General features: G+C 65.0%; 29 protein-coding genes. 10 read left to right on the forward strand and 19 right to left on the reverse strand.

Annotation, left to right across the window (positions count from 1 at the left end; translation table 11 throughout):
* The first annotated feature begins 36 nt into the window (after positions 1-36).
* The 4 genes from AC1DQQ_RS20880 (at position 37) to AC1DQQ_RS20895 (ending at position 3,805) form a co-directional block, all read left to right on the forward strand.
* Positions 37-1,950 (forward strand): M61 family metallopeptidase, encoded by a 1,914-nt coding sequence (locus tag AC1DQQ_RS20880; RefSeq protein ID WP_478029818.1) that lies wholly within the window; start codon positions 37-39, stop codon positions 1,948-1,950.
* A 35-nt stretch (positions 1,951-1,985) separates the two neighbouring features.
* Positions 1,986-2,525: an inorganic diphosphatase gene (gene ppa, locus AC1DQQ_RS20885; protein ID WP_478029817.1), complete on the forward strand. Its 540-nt coding sequence runs from the start codon at positions 1,986-1,988 to the stop codon at positions 2,523-2,525.
* Positions 2,522-3,214 carry a hypothetical protein gene (locus tag AC1DQQ_RS20890; RefSeq protein ID WP_478046650.1) on the forward strand — a complete coding sequence of 231 codons (693 nt, stop codon included), beginning with the start codon at positions 2,522-2,524 and terminating at the stop codon, positions 3,212-3,214. The genes ppa and AC1DQQ_RS20890 overlap by 4 nt, the downstream gene beginning before the upstream one ends.
* A gap of 96 nt (positions 3,215-3,310) precedes the next feature.
* Complete coding sequence (locus tag AC1DQQ_RS20895; protein WP_478029815.1) at positions 3,311-3,805, forward strand: hypothetical protein; 495 nt, start codon at positions 3,311-3,313, stop codon at positions 3,803-3,805.
* 1 nt (position 3,806) lies between these two features.
* On the opposite strand, the gene AC1DQQ_RS20900 is transcribed toward AC1DQQ_RS20895, so the two are convergent.
* The 8 genes from AC1DQQ_RS20900 to ispG all read right to left on the reverse strand — a co-directional run bounded on the left by AC1DQQ_RS20900 (position 3,807) and on the right by ispG (position 8,614).
* Complete coding sequence (locus tag AC1DQQ_RS20900; RefSeq protein WP_478029814.1) at positions 3,807-4,202, reverse strand: TfoX/Sxy family protein; 396 nt, start codon at positions 4,200-4,202, stop codon at positions 3,807-3,809.
* Entirely contained in the window at positions 4,202-4,513 is a 312-nt protein-coding gene (locus AC1DQQ_RS20905) for a DMT family transporter (protein WP_478029813.1), read from the reverse strand. Before AC1DQQ_RS20905 ends, AC1DQQ_RS20900 begins: the two co-directional genes overlap by 1 nt.
* Positions 4,506-4,985: an N-acetyltransferase family protein gene (locus AC1DQQ_RS20910; RefSeq protein ID WP_478029812.1), complete on the reverse strand. Its 480-nt coding sequence runs from the start codon at positions 4,983-4,985 to the stop codon at positions 4,506-4,508. Before AC1DQQ_RS20910 ends, AC1DQQ_RS20905 begins: the two co-directional genes overlap by 8 nt.
* Positions 4,982-5,866 (reverse strand): DMT family transporter, encoded by an 885-nt coding sequence (locus tag AC1DQQ_RS20915; RefSeq protein WP_478029811.1) that lies wholly within the window; start codon positions 5,864-5,866, stop codon positions 4,982-4,984. The genes AC1DQQ_RS20910 and AC1DQQ_RS20915 overlap by 4 nt, the downstream gene beginning before the upstream one ends.
* Positions 5,867-6,063: 197 nt before the next feature.
* A complete protein-coding gene (locus AC1DQQ_RS20920; protein ID WP_478029810.1) occupies positions 6,064-6,546 on the reverse strand; it encodes a retropepsin-like aspartic protease family protein in 483 nt (160 codons plus the stop codon).
* Between the two features lie 59 nt (positions 6,547-6,605).
* Entirely contained in the window at positions 6,606-7,001 is a 396-nt protein-coding gene (locus AC1DQQ_RS20925) for a hypothetical protein (protein WP_478046651.1), read from the reverse strand.
* Positions 7,002-7,019: 18 nt separating this feature from the next.
* Positions 7,020-7,502 carry a thioredoxin family protein gene (locus AC1DQQ_RS20930; RefSeq protein WP_478042905.1) on the reverse strand — a complete coding sequence of 161 codons (483 nt, stop codon included), beginning with the start codon at positions 7,500-7,502 and terminating at the stop codon, positions 7,020-7,022.
* Positions 7,499-8,614, reverse strand: a complete 1,116-nt coding sequence (ispG, locus tag AC1DQQ_RS20935; protein WP_478029807.1) for a flavodoxin-dependent (E)-4-hydroxy-3-methylbut-2-enyl-diphosphate synthase — start codon at positions 8,612-8,614, stop codon at positions 7,499-7,501. The genes AC1DQQ_RS20930 and ispG overlap by 4 nt, the downstream gene beginning before the upstream one ends.
* A 417-nt stretch (positions 8,615-9,031) precedes the next feature.
* Between ispG and AC1DQQ_RS20940 the strand changes: the two genes are divergently transcribed.
* Positions 9,032-10,198, forward strand: coding sequence for an acyltransferase family protein (locus tag AC1DQQ_RS20940; protein ID WP_478046652.1), 1,167 nt, complete (start codon positions 9,032-9,034; stop codon positions 10,196-10,198).
* Here the strand turns inward: AC1DQQ_RS20940 and AC1DQQ_RS20945 are convergent.
* Positions 10,163-10,963: a LytTR family DNA-binding domain-containing protein gene (locus tag AC1DQQ_RS20945; protein ID WP_478046653.1), complete on the reverse strand. Its 801-nt coding sequence runs from the start codon at positions 10,961-10,963 to the stop codon at positions 10,163-10,165. The two genes, AC1DQQ_RS20940 and AC1DQQ_RS20945, sit on opposite strands and share 36 nt — an antisense overlap.
* A 132-nt stretch (positions 10,964-11,095) precedes the next feature.
* Here AC1DQQ_RS20945 and AC1DQQ_RS20950 point away from each other — a divergent pair, with 132 nt between their 5' ends.
* The 4 genes from AC1DQQ_RS20950 (at position 11,096) to AC1DQQ_RS20965 (ending at position 15,474) form a co-directional block, all read left to right on the forward strand.
* Complete coding sequence (locus AC1DQQ_RS20950) at positions 11,096-12,286, forward strand: acyltransferase family protein (protein ID WP_478046654.1); 1,191 nt, start codon at positions 11,096-11,098, stop codon at positions 12,284-12,286.
* Between the two features lie 79 nt (positions 12,287-12,365).
* Positions 12,366-13,589, forward strand: coding sequence for an acyltransferase family protein (locus AC1DQQ_RS20955; RefSeq protein ID WP_478046655.1), 1,224 nt, complete (start codon positions 12,366-12,368; stop codon positions 13,587-13,589).
* Positions 13,510-14,442, forward strand: a complete 933-nt coding sequence (locus tag AC1DQQ_RS20960) for an isoaspartyl peptidase/L-asparaginase family protein (protein WP_478029802.1) — start codon at positions 13,510-13,512, stop codon at positions 14,440-14,442. Before AC1DQQ_RS20955 ends, AC1DQQ_RS20960 begins: the two co-directional genes overlap by 80 nt.
* Before the next feature lie 171 nt (positions 14,443-14,613).
* The gene (locus tag AC1DQQ_RS20965; RefSeq protein WP_478046656.1) at positions 14,614-15,474 is read left to right on the forward strand and encodes a S1/P1 nuclease; all 861 of its coding nucleotides are present in this window, start codon (positions 14,614-14,616) and stop codon (positions 15,472-15,474) included.
* A gap of 6 nt (positions 15,475-15,480) precedes the next feature.
* On the opposite strand, the gene AC1DQQ_RS20970 is transcribed toward AC1DQQ_RS20965, so the two are convergent.
* The 4 genes from AC1DQQ_RS20970 to AC1DQQ_RS20985 all read right to left on the reverse strand — a co-directional run bounded on the left by AC1DQQ_RS20970 (position 15,481) and on the right by AC1DQQ_RS20985 (position 17,891).
* Positions 15,481-16,422, reverse strand: a complete 942-nt coding sequence (locus AC1DQQ_RS20970) for an alpha/beta hydrolase (protein WP_478046657.1) — start codon at positions 16,420-16,422, stop codon at positions 15,481-15,483.
* Between the two features lies 1 nt (position 16,423).
* Positions 16,424-16,669, reverse strand: coding sequence for a hypothetical protein (locus tag AC1DQQ_RS20975; RefSeq protein WP_478029799.1), 246 nt, complete (start codon positions 16,667-16,669; stop codon positions 16,424-16,426).
* Between the two features lie 88 nt (positions 16,670-16,757).
* Positions 16,758-16,967: a type II toxin-antitoxin system antitoxin gene (locus AC1DQQ_RS20980; protein WP_478029798.1), complete on the reverse strand. Its 210-nt coding sequence runs from the start codon at positions 16,965-16,967 to the stop codon at positions 16,758-16,760.
* A gap of 9 nt (positions 16,968-16,976) precedes the next feature.
* Positions 16,977-17,891, reverse strand: coding sequence for an SPFH domain-containing protein (locus AC1DQQ_RS20985; protein WP_478042896.1), 915 nt, complete (start codon positions 17,889-17,891; stop codon positions 16,977-16,979).
* Between the two features lie 123 nt (positions 17,892-18,014).
* Here AC1DQQ_RS20985 and AC1DQQ_RS20990 point away from each other — a divergent pair, with 123 nt between their 5' ends.
* Positions 18,015-18,533 carry a hypothetical protein gene (locus AC1DQQ_RS20990; protein ID WP_478046658.1) on the forward strand — a complete coding sequence of 173 codons (519 nt, stop codon included), beginning with the start codon at positions 18,015-18,017 and terminating at the stop codon, positions 18,531-18,533.
* Between the two features lie 60 nt (positions 18,534-18,593).
* On the opposite strand, the gene pal is transcribed toward AC1DQQ_RS20990, so the two are convergent.
* From pal to ybgC, 6 genes are all read right to left on the reverse strand, one after another.
* Complete coding sequence (gene pal / locus AC1DQQ_RS20995) at positions 18,594-19,103, reverse strand: peptidoglycan-associated lipoprotein Pal (protein WP_478029795.1); 510 nt, start codon at positions 19,101-19,103, stop codon at positions 18,594-18,596.
* 66 nt (positions 19,104-19,169) lie between these two features.
* Positions 19,170-20,579: a Tol-Pal system beta propeller repeat protein TolB gene (tolB, locus tag AC1DQQ_RS21000; protein WP_478046659.1), complete on the reverse strand. Its 1,410-nt coding sequence runs from the start codon at positions 20,577-20,579 to the stop codon at positions 19,170-19,172.
* 10 nt (positions 20,580-20,589) lie between these two features.
* A complete protein-coding gene (locus AC1DQQ_RS21005) occupies positions 20,590-21,516 on the reverse strand; it encodes a cell envelope biogenesis protein TolA (protein WP_478046660.1) in 927 nt (308 codons plus the stop codon).
* Entirely contained in the window at positions 21,513-21,953 is a 441-nt protein-coding gene (tolR, locus tag AC1DQQ_RS21010; protein ID WP_478046661.1) for a protein TolR, read from the reverse strand. Before tolR ends, AC1DQQ_RS21005 begins: the two co-directional genes overlap by 4 nt.
* 117 nt (positions 21,954-22,070) lie before the next feature.
* Positions 22,071-22,763 carry a protein TolQ gene (tolQ, locus tag AC1DQQ_RS21015; RefSeq protein ID WP_478029791.1) on the reverse strand — a complete coding sequence of 231 codons (693 nt, stop codon included), beginning with the start codon at positions 22,761-22,763 and terminating at the stop codon, positions 22,071-22,073.
* A gap of 7 nt (positions 22,764-22,770) precedes the next feature.
* A complete protein-coding gene (gene ybgC / locus AC1DQQ_RS21020) occupies positions 22,771-23,241 on the reverse strand; it encodes a tol-pal system-associated acyl-CoA thioesterase (RefSeq protein ID WP_478046662.1) in 471 nt (156 codons plus the stop codon).
* Positions 23,242-23,278 lie beyond the last annotated feature (37 nt).

Consider the following 23,278-nt stretch of genomic DNA (forward strand, 5'->3'; position numbering starts at 1 on the left):
CTAGGACGGCCGCACATCAAAAAGGGGTTCTGCTCAATGCTCCGTCGCGCCGCTCTTGCCGTCCTGCTCGCCTCCTCTGTCGCCACCGTCGCACTCGCCGAAAATTCGAAGCCGCAGCCGACACCGGTGGAGAACACGATCCCGGTCGCGGTCGACAAGCCGTATCCGGGAACACTGACGCTTGAGGTGGATGCGACCGACACGGCGCGCGGCATCTACGTCATCAAGGAGAATATCCCGGTTTCGGGGAGCGGCGAGATGGTGCTGCTTTATCCCAAATGGGTGCCGGGGGGACACACGCCGCGCAACGAGATCGACAAGGTAGTCGACCTGCATATCACCGCCGCCGGCAAGGCGGTCGCGTGGAAGCGCGATCCGGCCGAGGTCTATGCGTTCCATCTCGACGTTCCCAAGGGCGCCAAGTCGATCGAGGTTACGTTCAAATACGTCACCTCGACCAAGGGCGACCAGGGCCGCATGATGGTCACGCGCAACCTGCTCAGCCTCGAGCCGATCGGCACAAGCTTCTACCCCGCCGGCTATTTCGTGCGGCAGATCCCGATCCGCATGACGGTCAAATATCCGGAAGGCTGGACCGCGTCGTCAGCGCTCAACGCCAAGGTTGCGGGGTCGACCTACACCTACGAGCCGACCAATTACGAGATCCTGCTCGACAGCCCGATCCTGGCCGGGCGCTATTACAAGAAGTGGCCGCTCAGCGAACGCGTCAATCTCAACGTCTATGCCGACACCCAAAAGGAACTCGATTCGGCGACCCCGGCGATGATCGACGCGCACAAGCGCCTGGTCGAACAGGCCGTCCGCACCTTCGGCGCGCAGCATTACGACCATTACGAATTCCTGCTGTCGATCTCGAACGAGCTTGGCGGGATCGGCCTCGAGCATCATCGCAGTTCCGAGAACGGCACGCGGATGGGCTATTTCAGCGAGTGGGAGAACAACGCCGGCGCGCGCAACCTGCTGCCGCACGAATATACCCATAGCTGGGACGGCAAGTTCCGCCGCGGTGCCGATCTGTGGACGCCCGATTATCTCTATCCGATGCGCAACAGCCTGCTCTGGGTCTATGAGGGGCAGACGCAATTCTGGGGCTATGTGCTTCAGGCGCGGTCGGGACTGGTGTCGAAACAGGATACGCTCGACGGCTATGCCGCGATCATGGCCAATCTCGACAATACGCCGGGCCGCAACTGGCGCCCGATGATCGACACGACCAACGACCCGATCATCTCCAACCGCCGGCCCAAGGGCTGGACCAGCAACCAGCGGTCGGAGGATTATTATAACGAAGGCCTGCTGATCTGGATGGAGGTCGATTCGATCCTTCGCCAGCAATCGAAGGGCAGCAAGTCGATCGACGATTTCGCCCGGGCTTTCTTCGGCATCAATGACGGCGATTGGGGTGAGGTCACTTATACGTTCGACGATGTCGTCGCGACGCTCGACAAGATCCAGCCCTATGACTGGCGCGGCCTGTTGACCAAGCGGCTCTACGGCGTCGGCGAGCCGGCACCGCTCGGGGGGTTCGACCGCAACGGCTACAAGCTCGTCTATACCGACGTGCAGCCCGCGATCGGCAAACAGGCCGAGCGCGGGCGCAAGGTCACCGACTTCTATTATTCGCTCGGCTTCCAAATCGGCAGCGACGCCAGCCTGGGATCAGTGCGCTGGGGCAGCCCCGCCTTCGACTCCGGGCTGACCGTCGGCGACACGATCGTCGGCGTGAACGGCCTGGCTTATTCGGACGATCGCCTGAAGGCGGCGGTGACCGAGGCCAAGGGCGGCAAGGCGCCCATCGTCCTTTTGGTCAAGGCGGGCGAAGAAGTGCGCAGCGTGAGCATCGACTATCATGACGGGCTGCGCTATCCGCATCTGGTGAAGACCGGGACCGGGGAGAGCGGTCTCGACCTGCTGCTCCAGCCCCGCTGAGACGGGGCGGCGCGCCACGCCATATAGGGAATGACATGCGGATCGATTTGATACCGGTCGGGGACAACCCGCCCGAGAGCCTGAACGTCGTTATCGAAGTGCCGGTCGGCGGCGAGCCAGTGAAATACGAGTTCGACAAGAAGTCGGGCGCGCTGTTCGTCGACCGGATCCTGCACACGCCGATGCGCTACCCGGCCAATTACGGCTTCGTTCCGCACACTTTGTCGCCCGATGGCGATCCGCTCGATGCGCTGGTGATCGCGCGCTCGCCGTTCGTCCCCGGCTGTGTCGTCCGCGCGCGGCCGATCGGCGTGCTCAATCTCGAAGACGAGCATGGCGGCGACGAGAAGCTGATCTGCGTCCCGGTCGATTCGACCTTCCCTTATTATTCGGACGTCGGCGAGCGGGGGGATCTGCCCTCGATCGTGCTCGCCCAGATCGAACATTTCTTCACCCACTATAAGGACCTCGAGGCCGAGAAGTGGGTGCGCGTCGGCAAATGGGGCGATGCGGCCGAAGCCCGCCAGATCGTGATCGAGGCGATCGAACGCGCCAAGGCAACCGAGGCGGCGTGAGGCCACGCACCGCCTGGCGCTTGTGCGTGCTGGCGGGACTGGTGGCGTTTGCCTGTTCCTTTGCGTTCGGGAAGATCCCCGGGTTGGTCGCCTGCGGGACGTTCGCCGGGTCCGGGCAGCTGGGGCCGATTCTGGCCTTCGAGCTGGCCCGGACGCCGGGCGATGTTGCCGCGTTGTTCGGTTCGGGTGCGTGTCGCGCGAGCCTGATCGACGCACAGAATACGGGATTGTGGCTCGACGCGCTCGGCTTCATCCCGTCCTACACCGCGTTCCTGGTCCTGGCAGCGATCGCGGCGAGCCGCGGTCGCGTGCAACGCGCGATCATCGCGATGCTGCTCATCGCCGCGCTCAGCGACGAGATCGAAGGGCTGGTGATGTGGCGGATCATGGGCGACCTGCCCGGGGCGCCAGCACAGCTTCAAGGCCTGTGGTGGGCCGTCCACATCAAGTTCGGCATGCTCGCGATCGGCACGACGCTGATCGGGTTGGCATTGATCCGCGCGTTCAAGCTGTGGCCGATGCTGTTCGGGCTGGTCATCGCGGTCGGCGGTGCGGCGGCGGTCGATGGGTTCTGGCTACTACCAAATGCGATGATGATGGCGGGGTTTACCTACGCCTGGTTCGCGATCCTGGTGACGGCGATCGTGGCATCCTTTGCCGCGAGTGTCTTCGCACGACGGCGAGTCTAACTTTACGTTGTCAACTGCTGTAATGTCTTACATAGTCATGTAATGTTGCATCATCTCATCACAATCATACTACTCCTCGGTGCTGCTGCGCCTGCTATGGCGACCGAGCGCAGCATCTCGTTCGGGTCGATCTCGCTCGTCGAAAACACGGCTGATGCCCAAACGCCGCCGATACTCGACATTCCGGCAGAAGGGAGCAGTCTCCACTTGCGCTGGCGAGCACCAACTGGCGACTTCAAAGCGGAGCTTGTCGATAACGGCTCGACCCTCGGGATCCAGATGTCGGGCCACGATTGTTCAAGCGTGCAAACCTATTTACGGTATGAGCGTCGCCTCGGTGAGGTCGCGTTGTGGCGACGCATGGGCCAACTGCTCCGTGAGCTGACACGGCTATGTCCGCGCACGACGCGTGCACAAGCCGCGTCCTACACGCAGGGACTAGCAGCGGCGCAGGATGATTATATCGCGGGGGTCGAAGCGATGAAAAAGCGCGCGATCACCTTGTTCCAACGTCCGCTAACGCGTTGCCGACCGCCGAGACTGCCGCCCACCCCGTTCGATTTCCACCCATCGTGCGAGGGAGAATATTAGCTCAATTGCGCGAGGGACGCGGGCCCCGCGTCGCCGCCCTCGCCGTTCTCCGCGGCGGCGCCTTCTTCGGCGCACGCCTTCCCGCCTCGATCGCCAGCGCCGCCCAGCGCCTGAGTTCGTCGGCATCATCATAGACCTCGTCGGGCGCGCGGCGATAATTCATGCTGCCGGTCTTGCCGTTCATCTCGTAGGTGAAGCGCTCGCAGCCCGCTTCGTCCCATACGGCGTCGCTTTGGGCGTCGGCCTTGAGCCACAGGCCGCCGCCGCTTGCGACGATCGCGAAGATGGTGCCGTCGCAATAGAGCGTCGCGCCGCCCATCATCGCGCGCTTGGTGACACGGCCAACCGGCTCCATCGCCTCGGTCACCCAGTCGATCAGCCCTTCATCCGCCGCCATCAGCGTGCTCCCGTGATCTTCAGTCCGGCGATGCACGCGACTAGGCCGAGGATCAACAGGAGTCGCGGCAGGCTCGCCGCCTCCTGATACCATGCAATGCCGACGATGACCGTCCTCAATGCGTCGATCCCGCCCCACACGGCATAGGCCGTGCCCATCGCGATCGAGCGCGAGGCATATTCCAGTAGAGCCATCGACAAGGTTACCGAAGCGAGGAAGCCCAATGTCCACCACAAGTTGCGAAAGCCGTCGACGTGGCGAAGACAGGTGGTGAAACCGACCTCGAACAATCCGCCCAGGCCATCAGCCACGCCCCGCCAACTTGGCAAGCGCATCGCCAGTGACGCGCCGGATGCGCCATTCGTCCAAGCTCTCGGCGCCCATGGCGGTATAGAAATCGATCGCCGGCGTGTTCCAGTCGAGCACCGCCCATTCGAAGCGTCCGCAATCGCGATCGAGCGCTATCCCCGCCAGATGCCGCAACAAGGCTGTGCCGACACCCGATCCGCGCGCCTCCGGCGTCACGTACAGGTCTTCGAGATAAAGGCCCTTGCGCCCCGTCCAGGTCGAGAAATTGTGAAAGAACAGGGCAAAGCCCATCGGCTTTCCCTCCTGCTCGGCGATCACCGCCTCGGCCGATCGCTCGTCGAACAAGGCATGCGCCAGGCTCTCCTCGGTGGCCTTTACTGCGTCCGGCTCGCGTTCGAACTCCGCGAGTTCACGGATGAAGCGCAGGATCAGCGCCGCATCCTGCGGCGTCGCGGGACGAATATTGACGGTCAAAACGCAGCCTCCACATTTTCGATCGACCGCCGCCGCGCGGCGATCAGGCAGCCGGCGATGATCAGCGCGGCGCCGGCCAGCGTATAGAGCGCGATCTGCTCGCTGAACACGACCCAGCCCCATAACGACGCCCAGATGAAAGCGGTATATTCGGTCGGCGCGAGATAGTTCGCCTCGCCGCGTGCATAGGCCCAGGCGAGCAGCAGCAAAGATACCGTCGCCAGCACCGCCGCCCCGACGATCGCGGGCGCATGCCGCATATCGGGCACATGCGCCATGAACGGCGCGCCGGCGGCCAGGATCACGAGGACGATCACGCTCTGGAAGAAAGCGACTTCCTGCGGCCCGGCGACCAGGGCCTGCTGACGCATCAGCACGATGTTATAGGCGTAGCAGACCGCGGAGAGCAGCACGGCGACGGTACCGCGGAACCGGTCGGGGGACGGCGCCGAGGCCGCCTGACCGAGCATGATCACGCCCACGCCGGCAAAGGCGACCAAAGAGGCGACGATGGCCCGGCGCGAGATATGCTCCTTGAGCAGGAACCCCGCGCCGAACAACGCCAGCAACGGTGCGATGAACGTGAGCGCGATCGCCTGCGCCATCGGCACGCGGGCCAGGCCCCAGAAGAACGTGACCGCCATCACCGCCGACACCGATCCGCGAATCAAATGGACTCGGATCGTCGCCCGCGACGGCCAGCCACGCCGCTGCGGCAGGTAGATCAACCCGGTCAGGATCGCGCCGGCCAGGGTCCGCCACAGCAAGGTGTCATAGGCGCCGATCTCGATCACCAGCACCTTCATCACCGCGTCCATCGACGAGAAGACCGCGATGCCGAGCACCGCGACGGAAAACACGAAGGCGGGGCTGCGCGGCATGATCCCGGCGATAGCCGGACGCGATCGTTACGTCACCAGCCCCTTCCCTCATGAGGTGAGAAGCTGGGCTTGTGGAAAAGCCCCCCTCCCGCTTGCGGGAGGGGCTGCGGGAGGGCGTGTTAGCTCGTCCCCGCCGCCAACTATTCGGACATACCCTCCCCTAACCCCTCCCATGAATGGGAGGGGAATAAGGAAGACTATTTCAACGTCATCTTGTCGCCGCTGATCGCCACGCTGTCGAGACGGCGGAGATAGTTCTGCCCGAGCAGCGAGATGGTCAGCCCATCGAGCACCACGGCATGAATGCCGCTGACGCGCTTGCCGTCGAGCACGACGTCCTCGAGCTCGACTTCCTGTCCTCTGATATCGCCCGACGCGCCGGTGCCGACGACGTCGAACCGGCCGGGATCGAACTTTACCCCGGCCCGCCGCGCATCGTCCTGGGTCAGCGCGACTTCGGTCGCGCCGGTGTCGACGACGAACTTGATCGGCTCGCCGTTGACGTCGGCGACGGTGAAGAAATGGCCGTTATCGGCGCGGTCGAGCACGGTCGGCTGCGGCTGATCGGCGGGCGCCGCGGCGGCAGGCGGCGCGGCGGCGATCGGCGCGCGCTTCGCCCCCGGCAGGGCCAGGCCGATCACGATTCCGATCACGGTCACGACGAGCAGCGCATATTTCATGGCCGCTCTTCTACCGCACGGCGATTGCGGCTTGGCTAATAGTGATGGCTAAGAAGAACTTACCGCCGTGCCAGCCACCAACCGAACAGCGCCAAGGCCGGCGGCCCGAACACGCCAGGGAAATCGCGCCAGAAGATCGCCACGCCGCAAATACCGGTGATCACTTCGTACAAATGGACCAGCGCGTGCAGGCTCAGCCACAATGCCCCCGCCAGCACCGCCAGCCGCCGCACGCGCAGATCGAGCATCGCCCAACCGAGCAGCAGACCGCATGTCAGATAGGCCGCACCGATATCGCGGACGAAATGCTGGTTGAATGGACCGGTGAACACCACAGTCGGCAGCGCGCGATACCAGAGGAGCGGCTGGGCGAGCATGTATCCGCCGAACCCGATCGCGAAGACCGCCACCAGACCGACCAGCAATTGCGCCAGGCGAAACCGTCCGTCGGTCATGTGCCCTCCTGTCGCGTATTATCGGGCGAAATAGCGATAGATCTTGTCCTCGCTGCGCGTCGAGGCGTCGTGCCAGCGCGGCGCGTCCTTGAGGTTGAGCGGCTTGCCGGCGGAATCGAGCATCAGCACGGTCGGCGTTCCCTTGATCCCGTCGAGCCCGAAGCGGCGCGCGAGATCGAGATTGTGGTCCTTCTGCCCGACATCGATCCAGACGATTTCGTAGCGCGGCGCCAGCATCGCGGCGAAGCGCGGGCTGGCGAACCAACCGGCCAGCGCGCGGCTATCGTGGCACCAATTCGCGCCGAACACGAGGATCACGCGATGGCCATTAGTTTTGGCGCGCGCCATCGCATCGGCGACGTCGCGGCCGGCACGATCGGGATCGCCGAACGGGCGTGCTTCGGGATGGGGCGAGACGCTCACCGGCGCTGCGCTGTCCGCGGCTAGCGACGGCGCGGCGAGAACGATTGCCGCTGCAATGACGCAGCGAACGATCCTCACGCCGCCTTCGCCTCGTCGGCGGCGTCGATCTCGGCTGCCTTGGCCTCGACCAGCTTGACGATATGCTCGATCATGTCGGCGTCCTGGACATGGTGATCGGTCACGCCCGACAGATAGACCATGTGTTTGCCGTTGCCGCCGCCGGTGATGCCGATATCGGTTTCGCGCGCTTCGCCCGGCCCGTTGACCACGCAGCCAAGAACCGACAGCGACATCGGTGTGCGGATATGCTGGAGCCGTTCCTCGAGCGCCTGGACGGTGCGGATGACGTCGAAACCCTGGCGCGCGCAGCTCGGGCACGACACGACGCGGACGCCGCGATTGCGGATGCCCAGCGCCTTGAGAATTTCGAACCCGACGCGCACCTCGTCCTCGGGTTCGGCCGAGAGCGAGACGCGGATCGTGTCGCCGATCCCGTACCACAGCAGGCTGCCGATCCCGATCGCCGACTTGACCGTGCCGCCGACGAACCCGCCGGCTTCGGTGATGCCGAGATGGAGCGGGCAATCGACCGCTTCGGCGAGCTGTTGATAGGCGGCGACCGCGAGGAACAGATCGCTTGCCTTCACCGCGACCTTGAATTCGTGGAAGTCGCGGTCCTGGAGCAATTTGATGTGATCGAGCGCGCTTTCGACCAGGGCATCAGGGCAGGGCTCGCCATATTTCTCGAGCAAATCGCGTTCGAGGCTGCCGGCATTGACCCCGATGCGGATCGCGCAGCCATTGGCCTTGGCCGCGGCGACCACTTCGTTCACTCGCTCGGCCGATCCGATATTGCCGGGGTTGATGCGCAGGCACGCGGCGCCGGCATCGGCTGCCTCGAGCGCGCGTTTATAATGGAAATGGATGTCGGCGACGATCGGCACGCGCGAGGCGCGGACGATCTGCTTGAGTGCCGCGGTCGACTCGACGTCGGGGCACGACACGCGGATGATATCGACGCCGGCATCCTCGCAGCGCCGGATCTGGTCGATCGTCGCCTTCGGGTCGCTGGTCGGCGTATTGGTCATCGTCTGGACGGTGACAGGCGCATCGCCGCCGACCGGGACGTTACCGACCATGATCTGGCGGCTCTTGCGGCGCGTGATATCGCGCCAGGGACGAACTGACATTCGAAATCCTCTTGGGTCGCCCGCCATATAGCGGCGCGCGTCCGCGAAACCTAGTGCTCTAAGGCGGATCGACACGTCAGATCTCCCCTCCCTGCAAGGGAGGGGTWGGGGGTGGGTTGAGCGACGGGCGAGGCTCGATGCCTCGCTCGTCGCTGTTTTGGCGGTGGGGTGGAGAGTCTTTGTAAGCGCGCAGACGCGCGCACCCACCCCCGCCCCTCCCTTGCAGGGAGGGGAGTTGGGGGGCGCTGGGATCGACCCGGCTCGGGCGTCGAAAAGTCATCCGCCAACAAGACGATGATTCCGGATTATAAAGCACCCGCACCACCCATTTTGAGCAACCGAGGTTTCGAGCGCGATAACCTTTTGGTCAGGGCAGGTCCGCTATGAGCTGGATCAACTCGGACACGAACGGCGTCAATGATTCCCCAGCGACGACATTATGGCCTGGACTGGCTCAGGATCGGCGCCTTCGGCCTGCTGATCGTGTACCATGTCGCCATGGTCTTCTCGACCTGGGACTGGGTGATCAAATCGCCGGTCACGTATCACGAGCTGACCGCGCCGATGGCGTTGCTGACGCCGTGGCGTCTGCCGCTGCTATTCGCAGTGTCGGGCTATGCCAGCCGCAAGCTCTTCGCCAAGTCGGGCGAGGTCCGCGCCTTCACCGAATCGCGCAATCGCCGGCTGTTGATTCCCTGGGCGTTCGCGATGGTCACGCTGATCCCGCCCGAAATGTGGATCAGGGCGCGCGAGCAAGGCTATCCGGGCAGCCTGCTCCATTTCTGGCTGACCGATTATTGGAGCGTCACCCCGGTCTATGGCCATGGCTTCCCGAGCTGGGAGCATCTGTGGTTCGTCGTCTATCTCTGGGCCTATACGATGGCGCTCGCGGCGCTGTTGCTCGTCCCGGGCTGGAATGCCGAGCGGCTGACCCGCGCCACGGACCGCCTGGCGTCCGGCACGCGGCTGCTCTGGGCGCCGATCGCCGTGCTGGTGATGCTCAAGCTTTCGGTCATGTTCGTCTTCCCCGAAAAGCAGGGCCTGTTCACCGACTGGAACGCCCATTTCGCCTATTTCCCGATCTTCCTGTTCGGCTTCGCACTGGCGGGTGAGAGCAAATTATGGCCGACGATCGCGCGGCTGCAATGGCCGGCGGCGGCGGTCGCGCTGATCGCCGGGATCATCGTGGTCTGCATCGAGCTCGCTTATGAAGGGCACAATGTGCCGCCGCACGCCATCATGGTGCTCGACCGCGCGGCGCGGCTGGCGATGGCGTGGAGCATGATGCTGGTGTTGTTCCAGGTCGCGACGCGCTTCCTCAATCACGATCACAAATGGCGCGCGACGTTGGCCGAGGCGGTATTTCCGCTCTACATAGCGCACCATCCGGCGATCATCCTGCTCGCCTGGTACACATTGCCGCTCAACCTCAACCCCTTCGTCGAGTTCGCGCTGATCCTGACCGGCACCTTCTCGTTCGCGGTCAGCTTCTATCTGATCGGACGCGAAGTCGACTGGCTGCGCCCGCTGATCGGACTCAGCCCGAGATCAGTCCGCCGGACGGTAGCGCCGGCTTCCGCGTAGCATCGCGCCCGACGCCAGTTCAACGGTGAAGTCGCCCGATTTGTCGGTCTCTATCCGGCGGATCGCCGCGCGCCGCACCAGCCGGCTGCGATGGATGCGCAGGAACGCCTCGCCCAGTTCGGCTTCGACCGCCGCCAGCGTGGCCCGATGCAATAGCGTGCGCGGCCCCCAGGCGATCTCGACATAATTGCCCGCCGAGGCGATCGACTCGATCTCGTCAATCGGCACGACATGGGTGACCGCCCCGTCGGCCACCGCCAGCGTCCGGGGAGTAGCGGGCGCCGCGGATGGCGGTGTCGCGGCGCGCGCGATCAGCCATTGCCCAACCGCGGCGATAATGACGAACTGGAGGTAGGTCGCGAAATCCTTGCGGAATTCGTAGAGCAAGCGATCGTCGACGATGCCGAAAAAGTGATACGGCCCCTGCCCCACGGCATCGTAATAGATCCGCCGCAGCACCACCATCACCGCGATATGCCAACCAGAAGCGATCAGGCTGCCTACCAGCAATATCGCGATCACCGCCGCCCAAGGGAAACGGGGCGGCCTGACCCTCGCGACCGCGACCCACAGCAATGGATAGACGCTGAGCCATGCGAGCATGCTGGTCCATTCCCACGACCAGACCAGATCGGGCCGGATATGCGCGCCAGACGCCTGGAGATCGGCGATCGACGATTCGGCATTGGCGATCATGATGAGGGTGACGATCGTGAGGAAGCCGGCGGCCAACCCAAGCGCCAGCTTGCGTTGCGTCCCGTTCATCCCGCGCCACCCGCCGCTCGTCCCAGCCACTATTTCGATCGTCCCCGTGAAGCCGCCTTTTGCCCCTCTCCGATACCGGTCCCGACAGGCCCCGACTAGCCGTCACCGCATCGCAAGGAATGGAGGCGAGCAATGGAACGGCATTACGGAATGGACTGGCTGAGGATCGGCGCGTTCGCGCTGCTGATCCTCTATCACATCGGCATGGTTTTCGTGCCCTGGGGCTTTCACATCAAGACCGCGCAGCCGATGGACTGGGTCGAGATCCCGATGCTGCTGACCAACCCCTGGCGGCTTACCTTGCTGTTCGTCGTATCGGGTTATGCCAGCCGCGCCTTGTGGTCGAAATCGCCCAGCATCCGCCGCTTCCTGGGCAATCGCAGTTCGCGGCTGCTGATCCCGCTCGTGTTCGGCATGGCGGTGATCGTCCCGCCGCAGACCTGGGTCGAGCTGGTCGGCAAGCATGGCTATGGGCAGAGCTATCTCTGGTTCCTGACCCATGATTATTTCCGCTTCGGCAAGCTCGACGGGATCGTCATGCCGACCTGGAATCATCTGTGGTTCGTCGTCTATCTCTGGGTCTACACGCTCGCGCTGATGCTCCTGATGCTGGTTCCCGGCGCGGGCAAGCTGCAGGCGATGTTCGATCGCTTGCTCGGCGGCAGCCGCGCGGCCTGGGTGCCGGTCGTGTTCCTGCTGGTCACGCAATATTGGCTGTTCCACCGCGACGACGATACGCACGACCTGTTCAACGACGGCCTGGCGCATCTGCAATATTTTCCCGCTTTCCTGTTCGGTTTCGGTCTGGCCGGATCGCGGGTGGTGATGGACGGGCTGGCGCGCTGGTGGGCGGCGTCGGCGGCAGTCGCGATCGGCTGCTACGCGGTGATCGCCGGGCTGCTGGTCGCTTATCCCGATTTCAGTTTCCCGACGCACAACGTGACGATCGTCTTCCGGTTGGCGCGCGAGATCGACACCTGGGTGGCCATCGCCGCGCTGATCGGCATGGCCGAACGCTTCCTCAACCGCGATCATCGCTGGCGCACGACGCTCGCCGAGGCGACCTTCCCCTTCTACATCATCCATCAGACGGTGATCGTCCTGGTCGAATTCTGGGTGAAGCCGCTTGGCATCGGCGCGGCCGGCGAATTCCTCATCCTGGTGCCGGCGACGATCGCGGGATGCTGGGCCTTCTACCTGATAGGGCGCGACGTGAACCTGCTGCGCCCGCTGATCGGCCTCAAGGCACGCACCAAGGCCGCAAAACCGGCTGGCTCGGCCGACTGGACGGAGACCGTTCGCGCTCGACCCGACGTCGCTTGAGCCCCGTTTGACCGTCTAAGCGGAACTCCTGAGGGTGCGATGGGTAGTCATCGCGCCCTCAATCGCTACATGGACTGGCATGGTTCGACATTACGGCATGGACTGGCTTCGCGTGGGCGCCTTTGCCCTGCTGATCCTGTATCATACCGCGATGGTGTTCACGCCCTGGGGTTTCCACGTGAAGACCGCCCAGCCGGTCGAGTGGCTATCGGTCGTGATGTTGCTGACCAACCCGTGGCGCCTGACGTTGTTGTTCGTTGTTTCGGGCTATGCCAGCCGCGCGCTGCTCGCCAAATCGGGCGGCGTCGCCAAGTTCATGTCGAGCCGGTCGAGCCGTCTGCTCATCCCGCTCCTCTTCGGCGTCACCGTCATGGTGCCGCCGCAAAGCTGGGTCGAGCTGGTGACCCAACATGGCTATGCCCAGGGTTTCGCGACGTTCCTGACCCGGGATTATTTCCGTTTCCGGGCGATCGACGGCGTGTTCCTGCCCACCTGGAACCATTTATGGTTCGTCGGCTATCTTTGGACCTATACCGCCGCGCTGTCGCTGCTGCTCCTGATCCCCCGCCCGGCCCGGTTGCAGGCCTGGTTCGACGCGGCATTCGGCGGCTGGCGCGCACTGGTGCTGCCGATGGCCTATCTGGTGCTGAGCCAGGTCGTCATTTTCCACCGCTGGACCGACACCCAGGACCTGATCAACGACGGTATCGCGCATCTCGCCTATTTCCCCGCCTTTCTATTCGGCTTCGGCCTCGCGCGGTCGCCCAATGTGCTCGCCGCGTTGGTGCGCTGGTGGAAACCGGCGGCGCTGATCGCGATGCTGAGCTATGCGTTCGGCGCGGCGGTCGAGATCGTCTATCCCGGCGACCTCGTCCCGCCGCAATGGCTGGGCGACCAGATGCTGGTCGCGCACCAAATCCAATGCTGGGCGGCGGTCGCGGCGTTGATCGGAATCGCCGAGCGTTTCTGGAACCGCGACGGCGCGTGGCGCCCCACGCTGACCGAGGCGGTGTTCCCTTTTTACCTGATCCATCAGACGATCATCGTCGTGGTCGAATATTGGCTGCGTCCGTTGGGGATCGGCGCGCTGGGCGAATTCCTCATCCTGGTGCCGGCGACGATCGCGGGATGCTGGGCATTCTACCTGATCGGGCGCGAAGTGAACTGGCTGCGGCCGCTGATCGGATTGCGGCGGCGCTCCGCCAAGGCTACCGCTCGCCGCCATGACGACAAGCCCAACACCCTGGTCGCTGGTGATCCATGGCGGCGCGGGCGCGATCGAGCGCAGCCAGACCCGGCCTGAGACCGACATTGGGGTTCGCGCCGCGCTGAACGCCGCGCTCGATGCGGGCAGCGCGATCCTGACGGCGGGTGGCGCATCGCTCGACGCGGTCGAGGCGGCGGTCCGCGTGCTCGAGGACGATCCGCATTTCAACGCCGGGCGCGGCGCCGCTTTCACGTTCGAGGGCAAGAACGAACTCGACGCCGCGATCATGGAGGGCGCGACCCTGCGCGCCGGATCGGTCGCCGGTGTCACCGCGACCCGGAATCCGGTGACCCTGGCGCGCGCGGTGATGGAGCAAAGCGCGCACGTCCTGCTCGGCCGCGAAGGCGCCGACGCGTTCAGCCGCGAACATGGGCTCGATCAAGCCGACGCCGAGTGGTTCGCGACTCCCGAACGGCGGCGCCAGCTCGACGAATTGCTGTCGAACGGCGGAAAGTTCGACGTCGACATGAAATACGGCACGGTCGGCGCGGTGGCGGTCGACCAGGCCGGGCATATTGCCGCGGCGACCTCCACCGGCGGGGTGACCGGCAAGCGCTGGGGGCGGATCGGCGATTCGCCGCTGATCGGTGCCGGCACCTATGCCGACGATCGCGGCGCCGCGGTGTCGTGCACCGGCGCGGGCGAGTTCTTCATCCGCGAAAGCGTCGCCTTCCAGATCAACGCGCGCGTCCGCTTCCTCGGCGAAAGCCTGCAGGCGGCGGCCGACACCGTGATGGCCGAGGTGAAAGCGCTCGGCGGCACCGGCGGCGTGATCGTCACCGCGACCGACGGCGGCATGGCCTGGAGCTTCACCACGGCAAGCATGTATCGTGGGCGCGCGACGTCGGATGGGAGCCGGAAAGTGGCGCTGTACGAGGATGAGGGCTGACCATCCGCAACCGTCATGCCGGGCTTGTCCCGGCATCCACCGCGCAACAACGCCTCATCTCGGTGGTGGAAGGGTGGACCCCGGCACAAGGCCGGGGTGACGATGGATGAGAGGCACGCGCGCCCTCCAAAACCATTGGAACCGCCCAACGCCCGGCGTAAGGCATCACCCATGAAGCGCCTCCTCCCCGTCGCCGCCGCGCTGGCCGCGCTCGTCCTCGCCTCTCCCGCCAATGCCTATTGGGAATATGGCCATCAGACCGTCGCCGAGATCGCCTGGGCCAACATCACACCCAAGGCCCGGCGGGAGATCACCCGATTGCTCCGCCAGCAAAAGCTGCTCGGCACCCCCGAATGCAAAGCAGGCACGCTCGACGCCGCCGCGATCTGGGCCGATTGCATCAAGGGGATCAAGGACGAAAACGGCAAGCAGAAGTTCGGCTACACCAGCGCCTGGCACTATCAGGACGTCAACATCTGCTCGCCGTTCGATGTCGAGAGCGTATGCAAGGACGGCAATTGCGTATCGGCGCAGATCGTCCGCGATGTGAAATTGCTCAAGGACCGCCGCACCCCGACCAAGCAACGCGTCGAAGCGCTCGTCTTCCTGATCCATTTCGTCGGCGACCTTCATCAACCGCTTCATGCCGGTGAGAAGGGCGACAAAGGCGGCAACGACGTGAAGGCGGTGTACGGCACCTATGCCGCCAGCCGGCTCAACCTCCATTCGATCTGGGACGGCTATCTCGCCGAACGCGCCATCTCGACCGGGCCGAGCCTGGTGCATCGTTATTCGCTCGCCGATCGCAAGAGGGTCGCCGCGGGCAATGTTCTCGACTGGAGCCGCGAAAGCTGGGCGGTCGCGCGCGACGTGACCTATCGGACCGCGATCGGCGGGGATCCCTGCGGACCCACGCCAACGCGGGTCAAACTCGACAATACGACGATCGCATCTCTGGTGCCGACCGTGCGGCTCGAGGTCGAGCGCGGCGGACTGCGGCTGGCCAAATTGCTCAACCAGGCGCTCGGCTGATAGTAGCTACTTGCTGACGAAGGCCGCAATCGCGTCGGGCACGGCCGGCGAGATGGCGAGGTTGGCATCGCCATAAGTAGCGACGTTCGCGGCGCGGTCGTCGCTCGCCACCGACTTCAGCACATGATTGATCCCCGGCAGCAGCTTCAGCGTCGCTACGGGTTGCGCACGCTTGAGAAGCTCGGCATCGGACACCGAGACTTGGATGTCTTTGTCGCCCTGGACGATCAACACCGGCAGCTTCACCGCGGCGATCAGCTTGGCGGGGTCGTGCTGGAACATGTCGATCAGATAGCCCTGAACGCGCTCGTTGAAGAGCGGCTGGAGCGGCGCGGGAATGGCCGCTGCCGGAACACGCTTGCCGGCTTCGAGCTGGTCAAGCGCGGCTTCGCCTTGCGGCAGCAAAGGCGCATTGGCCGGGTTGGCTCGCAATTGCGCGCGGATCACTTCGCCGAGCGGACGGCCCGCCCCGGCGACCAGGACCAGACCACAAATGCCGGTTGGGTTCTGCGCCGCCTGCAGCGCCACCAGCGCGCCCTCGCTATGACCGAGCAGCCAGACACATCGGCGCCCTGTCTTCGCGCGCACCATGTCGACCCAGGCATGCGCGTCAGCGGCGTAATCGCCGATCGTCACGGCATTGGCATCGGCAATCGCCGCCTTGCTGCCGAACATGCCGCGCTTGTCGATGCGGAGTGTCGCGACCTTCTTCGCCGCCAACGCCTCGGCCAGCTGGCGATAGACGCCGCCCTTCACGCCGAGCGGATTGTTACCGTCGCGATCGGTCGGGCCCGAGCCTGGAATCATCAGCACGGCTGGCGCATCCTTGCCCGGATCGAGCAACGTCCCCGCGAGCGCACCCTGTGGCCCGGCAACGGTGACCTCGACACCCGCGGGTGCCGCGGCGATCACAAGCAAAGCGGCAGCGGCGAAGGCGACGCGTTTCATCCTATTCTTCCCCTTTCCAGCGCCATTTCCACCCCCCGCGCGTGTGCTGGGCGCAGACCACCATGAAGGCCAGGGTCAGCGGCACGATAACGCCGATCGCGATCACCGGATGACGCGGCACCAAGGTTCCCGCGGCGACGATCACGGTCAGCGAATAGCCAATCGTGATCGCCCATCCCTGCCACTTGATCGGCAGGCCGGCGCCCACGCCGAGCTTCTTGGGCGCGAACCAGTCGCCCTCGCTCATGCCAGCACCATTGAGATACCGACGCCGAGCGCCAGTACCGACAGCGCCAACAGGATCGGCAGCCGCTCGCGGCTCGTCATCCGTCCGATCATTCCTGATCTCCTTGCTTGGGTGGGCGGCCACGCTTGGGCCGCACCGGATCCGCCAGCTTCACCCCGCGCCGCGCCAGCGCCTCGCGCAGCAGGCATTCGACCTGGGCATTGACGCTCCTGAGGTCGCTCGCCGCCGCGCGCTCGATCGCCGCGTACAGCGCGGGATCGAGGCGCAGTGGAAACGCCTTCTTGGGAGGAGCGCTCATCGTGCCGCCTTACTGGTAGAGCGAGCCCGTGTTGACGACCGGCTGCGTATCGCGCTCGCCGCACAGCACGACCATCAGGTTCGACACCATCGCCGCGCGGCGTTCGTCATCAAGCTCGACCACACCTTTCTTGCTCAACAGGTCGAGCGCCATCTCGACCATGCCGACCGCGCCTTCGACCAGGGTCTGGCGCGCGGCGACGACCGCCTGCGCCTGCTGCCGGCGAAGCATCGCGCCGGCGATCTCCTGCGCATAGGCAAGGTGGGTGAAGCCGCATTCGTCGACCGTGATCCCGGCCATCGCCAGCCGCGCGATCAGTTCCTGGCGCAGTTCGCCGCCGACCTGATCGTGATTGCCGCGCAGCGTCACTTCCTGATGCGCGAAATCGTCATAGGGATAACGCGACCCGATCGTCCGCACCGCGGCCTCGATCTGGACCATCACGAACGCTTTATAGTCGTTGACGTCGAACAATGCCTGGGCGGTATCGGTCACGCGCCACACGACTTGCGCCGCGATCTCGATCGGGTTGCCGCGCAGGTCGTTGACCTTGATCTTGTCGGAAATGATGTTGTTGGCGCGGACCGAGATCTTCTTGCGGCCGAGCCACGGCAGCAGCCAGCGCAAACCGGTCTTGCGGTCGGTGCCCTGGTAGCTGCCGAACAGGGTGACGGCCACCGCCTGATTGGGCTGGAGCATGTAGAAGCCGCACAGCACGAAGGCGAAGACGATCGTCCCGCCGACGATCAGCAGCGCACCAAGCGCGGCATTATTGTCGACCGTCGTCCCGCCGTAGATTGCCGTGACCAATGCGATCAGCAGCACGAGCAGCATCAGATAGCCGCTCGACGTCGCCGCCGGACGCTCGCGCGACAAGGTCAGTCCGATACCATTCACATTCGCATCCGAGGCCTGGATAGCCATGGGACCCTCCCGTTAAAGATGATATCATATTTATATCGGTTTCGAGTGAGTCGCAAGCGGATTCGATGACCTGGTGACCGGCGCCTCGGCACGAACTCGCGCGCGCTGCGTTGGCCATGCGCTATGCCCAAGCTGAAAGTCTATCGCACTCCGATCGGCTTCCACGACGCCTATGTCGCGGCGCCGAGCATGAAGGCCGCGCTCAAGGCCTGGGGTACCGAGAAGAATCTGTTCGCGCGCGGCGCGGCGGAACTGGTCACCGATCCCAAGCTGACCAAGGAGCCGCTCGCCAGCCCGGGTGAGGTGATCAAGCGGCCGAGGGGATCGGCCGCGGAGCATCGCAAGGCAGCCGGGTCGGCGAAACGGCCCGCCGGCGACCCGAAATCGACGCCCGAGCGCAAGCCCGCCAAACGCAAGCCGCCGCCCGATCGCAAGCCGTTGGAAACGGCGGAGCAAGCGTTGAGCGCCGCTCGCGAGAAGTACGACCGCGACCTCGCCGATATCGACGATCAGCTGGCTGCCTTGCAGGAGAAACGGCGCAAGCTCGCCAGGGCGCAAGAGACCGACATCGACAGACTGGAGAAGGAGCGATCGACGAAGGAAGCCGCCTATCGCCGCGCGCTGGATAAATGGGAAGCATGACCGCGAAAAAGGCCGGGGATCGCTCCCCGGCCTCGTTCGCAATCGAAATGTCGTGCGTTGCTATTGCAGGACGATGGTCACCGCGCGGCGGTTCTGGGCCCAGCTTGCCTCGTCCGAGCCGAGCGCGATCGGGCGTTCCTTGCCATAGCTGATCGTGTTGATCCGCGCCGCGTTGACGCCGCGCGCGGCGAGATAGTTCTTGGCGGCGTTGGCGCGGCGATCGCCAAGCGCGAGGTTATATTCGCGCGTGCCGCGTTCGTCGGCATGACCCTCGATCGTGATGCGGCGGTCGGGCCATTTCATCAGCCAGGCGGCCTGGCTGTCGAGGATCGAGCGCGAGGTCGCGTCGATGTCATACTGGTCGAGCGCGAAGTGGATCGTGTCGCTCATCACCGAACGCTTGAAATCCTCGGCCGAGCCGGGAACGATCGATCCGGCATCGCCGTTGCCGGTCGACCCCGTCGGCTGGTCGCCCGCGGCGGGCGGCAGAACCGGCGGGCGTTTATGGGCACAGCCTGCGGCCGCGACGAGTGTCGCGAGCAGGATCAGCTTGGTCGTCATGCGTGCCATTGTTGGTTCTCCCTAACTTTTGGCTGTTAAATGCCTGGGGGGCGTATTCAGTCCGGATACGAAACGTTAGTCCTTGCGAATGGGTCCCCAGCTCGGATCCGATCCGTCGAACGGGGTGGGCAAGCGGCGTTCGTTGACGCCCGTGAGATCGACCGACCACAGGTCAGCAACGCCGCTTCCGCCCTCAGTCGAGCGGAAGAACATGATGACGCGGCCATTGGGCGCCCAGCTCGGCGCTTCGTCCTGCCAGCCGTCGGTCAGCATCTTCTCGCCGCCGCCAGAGGGCGACATGATCCCGACATGGAAGCCGCCGCCGATCTTGGTGAAGGCGATCAGGTCGCCGCGCGGGCTCCAGGCCGGGGTCGCATAACGGCCCGAGCCGAAACTGATCCGCTGCTGCGACGATCCGTCGGCGTTCATCACATAGAGTTGCTGCGCGCCGGACCGGTCGCTTTCGAACACGATCTTGCTGCCGTCGGGCGACCAGCTGCCGCCGGTGTCGATGCCCGGCGCATTGGTCAGCCGCTGCGACGCGCCACCATCGGCCGGGATTTTGTAGAGGTCGGTATTGCCCGCCTGCGACATCGAATAGAGAATCCAGCGGCCGTCGGGCGACCAGCGCGGTGCCAGCGCCAGGCTGACATTGTCGACCAGCCGGCGCTGCTTGCCCGAGCCGAGGTCGAGCACATAGATGGTCGGCTTCTTGTCGAGATACGACAGGTACGCGACACGGCGCTGGTCAGGCGACAATTGCGGAGTCAGCACGATCGTCTGGCCGTTGGTCAGGAAGCGGCCATTGAACCCATCCTGGTCCATCACCGCCAACCGCTTGATCCGCTTGCCCTTGGGTCCGGTCTCCGAGACGTAGACGACGCGGCTGTCGAAATACGGTCCTTCGCCGGTCAGCCGGGTGTAGACCATATCGGCGCATTTATGCGCGGCGCGGCGCCATTCGTTGACGCTGAGCACATATCCCTGACGCCCCAACTCACGCTGCGCCGCAGTGTCGTACAAATAACAGCCGACCGTCACGGTGCCGTTGCCGTTGGCGCGGATATAACCCTGGACCAGAGCGGTCGCGCCGCGCGACGTCCAGCCGCCGAAATCGGGCGCGGTCGCCTGGGCGAACGGCACCGGCATCAGCTGACCGGCCGGCAGCGGTTTGAACAGTCCCGAATTCTTGAGGTCGGCCGTGATCACGTCGGACAATTGCTTGCCGAGCTGATCGGTCGATCCCGCCGCGGTCGACGCCACCTCGGGAGTCGGAAGCGCCGGGATCGCGATCCCCATCGGCGCCGAAATGCCGCCCTCGACATCGACCACCAGCCCGCCCGACTGCCCGGGCGCCGGAGTCGCGCCGGGACCAGGAGCAGGCGTCGGAGTTGGCGCGGGTTCCGACGCGGGCGGGGTAGTCTGGGCGTTGGCGGCGGGCGCCAGTGTCATCATCAGCGCGATTAGCGGAAAGCCTTTGGTCATCATCTCTCTCTCAACCCGGGAGCTTGTAGCGGAGCGAGAAATCGCTCCAGCCATTGGGGACGTCGTACAATTCGGGCGGCAGGCCGCGGAGCGGCTGGCAGCCCATGAAGGTCGCGATCGCGCGATCGTCGACCTGGCGCTGGTAGCGACGATTATCGTCGTCGACGCCGTCATGTCCGACGATTACCGGCCGCGACGCCAGCGTGCCGTCGCGGTTGATCTTGAGCCGGATCGTCACGCGGATGCGCTCAGCGCCGGGGCCGGGATTGACCTGGCGGTTGGCGCAAGGCTGCACCTGCTGCTTGATTTTCTGACCGATATCCATCGCCGCTTGCTGGCTCATCGTCGCCGATTTGGGCGCGGTGCCGGTAGCGGGACTTGGCTTGTTGGTCGCACCCTTGAAATAGTCCGAGCCGAAATTGAGGCCGCGCGCTTTGGGCTTAACCGCATTGGCCGTGCTTCCCGTGCCCTTGCCCGGCTTGACCGCAGGCTTGGCGGGCGCCGCGACGGCCGGCTTGGGCTGTGCCTTCGGCGCCGGTTTTGGTGCGGGCGGTGCCGGCTTTTTCGGCTCTGGCTTGGCGACCGGCGCGGGCTTGGGCGGCGGCGCGGCCTCGGGCTGGGGCTTGGGCGGCGCCGGCTCGGCCTTGTCCTCGGCCGGCGCGGGCGGCGCCGAATCCTCCGGATTGCCGATATCGGGTGCCTTGCTCTCGGCGGGGTCGACCGTCGTATTGGGCGCGCCGGCCTTCAGCCCGACATCGTCGGCGATCGTCACGTCCATCGGTGCGACCGGCGGTGGCGGGGGCGATGGCGGCAGCAGCGACAGGATCGTGAACAGGACGATATGCGCGAGCAGCGACACGCCGATCGCGATCCACAACCGGTCGTCGCGCTCCTGGGGGATGGGGCGCAGGATAGGAGAAACGGCGATGCCGCTCACCGGCGCTCCTTGGCGTTTGACACCAGCGCGACGCGGTTGAGGCCGGCGCGGTTGAGCTCGCCCATCACTTCCATCACGCGGCCATAATCGAGCGCCTTGTCGGCGCGCAGGAAGACCTGCGGCGGCTTGTCGCCCTGACGGCGTTCGCTGGCGATCACCGAGAGGCGATCGGGCAGTTCCTCGATCGTCACGGCGTCATCGCCGATATGGATCGTGCCGTCGCGATCGACCGCGATGTCGACCGGTTTCTGGTCCTGGTCGAGCGCCTTGGCCCGGCTATCGGGCAGATTGACCGGCACCCCCGCGGTCATCAGCGGCGCGGTGACCATGAAGATGATCAGCAGCACCAGCATGACGTCGACCAACGGCGTGACGTTGATGTCCGCCATCGGCGCGCGCCGTCCCTTGGCGCGGCTGGAGGGGAGATTCATCGCCACGTCAAAGCCCCTCCCGCTTGCGGGAGGGGTTGGGGGAGGGCGTGTCTATAGCGGAAACGGACACGCCCTTCCCTAGCCCCTCCCGTAAACGGGAGGGGAACAGGCACATGGCCCCATTCATCTTTTCGCCTCCAGCTGGCGGCTGAGGGTCGTATGGAACCCATCCGCAAACCGTATCAGCCGCGCCTCGATCCGGTTCACGCCATGGCTGAAGCGGTTGTAGGCGATGACCGCGGGGATCGCCGCGAACAGACCGATCGCGGTGGCGAACAACGCCTCGGCGATACCGGGGGCGACCACCGCCAGGCTGGTATTCTGCGCCGCGGCGATGCCGGTGAAGCTCGACATGATGCCCCAGACGGTACCGAACAGGCCGACGAACGGCGCCACCGACCCGACCGTGGCCAGGATGTTGAGCCGGTCGGCGAGCTTGTCCGCCTCCCCGGCTACGGCCGATCCCATTGCGGTGGCGAGGCGCTCGCGGATACCTTCGCGATCGACCACCCCGCCGGCGGTCGAGCGGCGCCATTCGGACACGCCGGCCGCGAACACCCGCGCCACCGGCAATTCGTCGTCGCCGTGCAACTTGTAGAAAGCGTCGATATCCTCCGCTTTCCAGAAATCCTTTTCGAATTTGTCGATCTTGCGCCGGGTCGCGCCGACCTTGGTCGAGAAGCCGATGATGATCGCCCAGGTCCAGATGCTGGCGAGCAGCAATCCGGCCATGACGATCTGGACGACGATGTCGGCATGCAGCAGCAGCGCGAGCGGCGAGGTCGATCCGGGGGAAAGGTCTAAACTCCAATGCATTACGTCTTCAGTCCCCTTGTTCTTCGGGTGTCCAGATCAGCCCTGCATAGGCCGACGCCCAGTGTGCCGGCTGGCGTTTCGGGCGTCCGTCGGGCGCGACCAATGCTGCGGTCACGTCCGCCTCTGCCAGTAATTCAGGTCCCCGTATGACTCTCTGATGAATATGCACCGCCGCGGCGCGAACCCGTATCAGTCGCGAAACAACCACCAACGCGTCGTCAAGTTTCGCCGGACGGCGAAATTTGATCGCCATATCGGACACCGCATAGGCGCCCTCCCCGGCTTCCATCGTCGCGCGCTGGTCGATCCCGACCAGCCGCAGCATGTCCGACCGCGCGCGTTCCATGTAGCGCAGATAGTTGGCGTGATAGACCACGCCCGACAGGTCGGTGTCCTCGAAATAGACGCGCACCGGGAATCGGTGCTCGCGTCCGTCGAAGCGTCCTTCGACCGGCTGGTCGATACCGGTTGCCGTCATGGTTAAGTCCCTAGCGGTCCGAAGCGGTGAGGCAAAC

This window comes from Sphingomonas sp. P4_G3 (genome assembly GCF_056401105.1).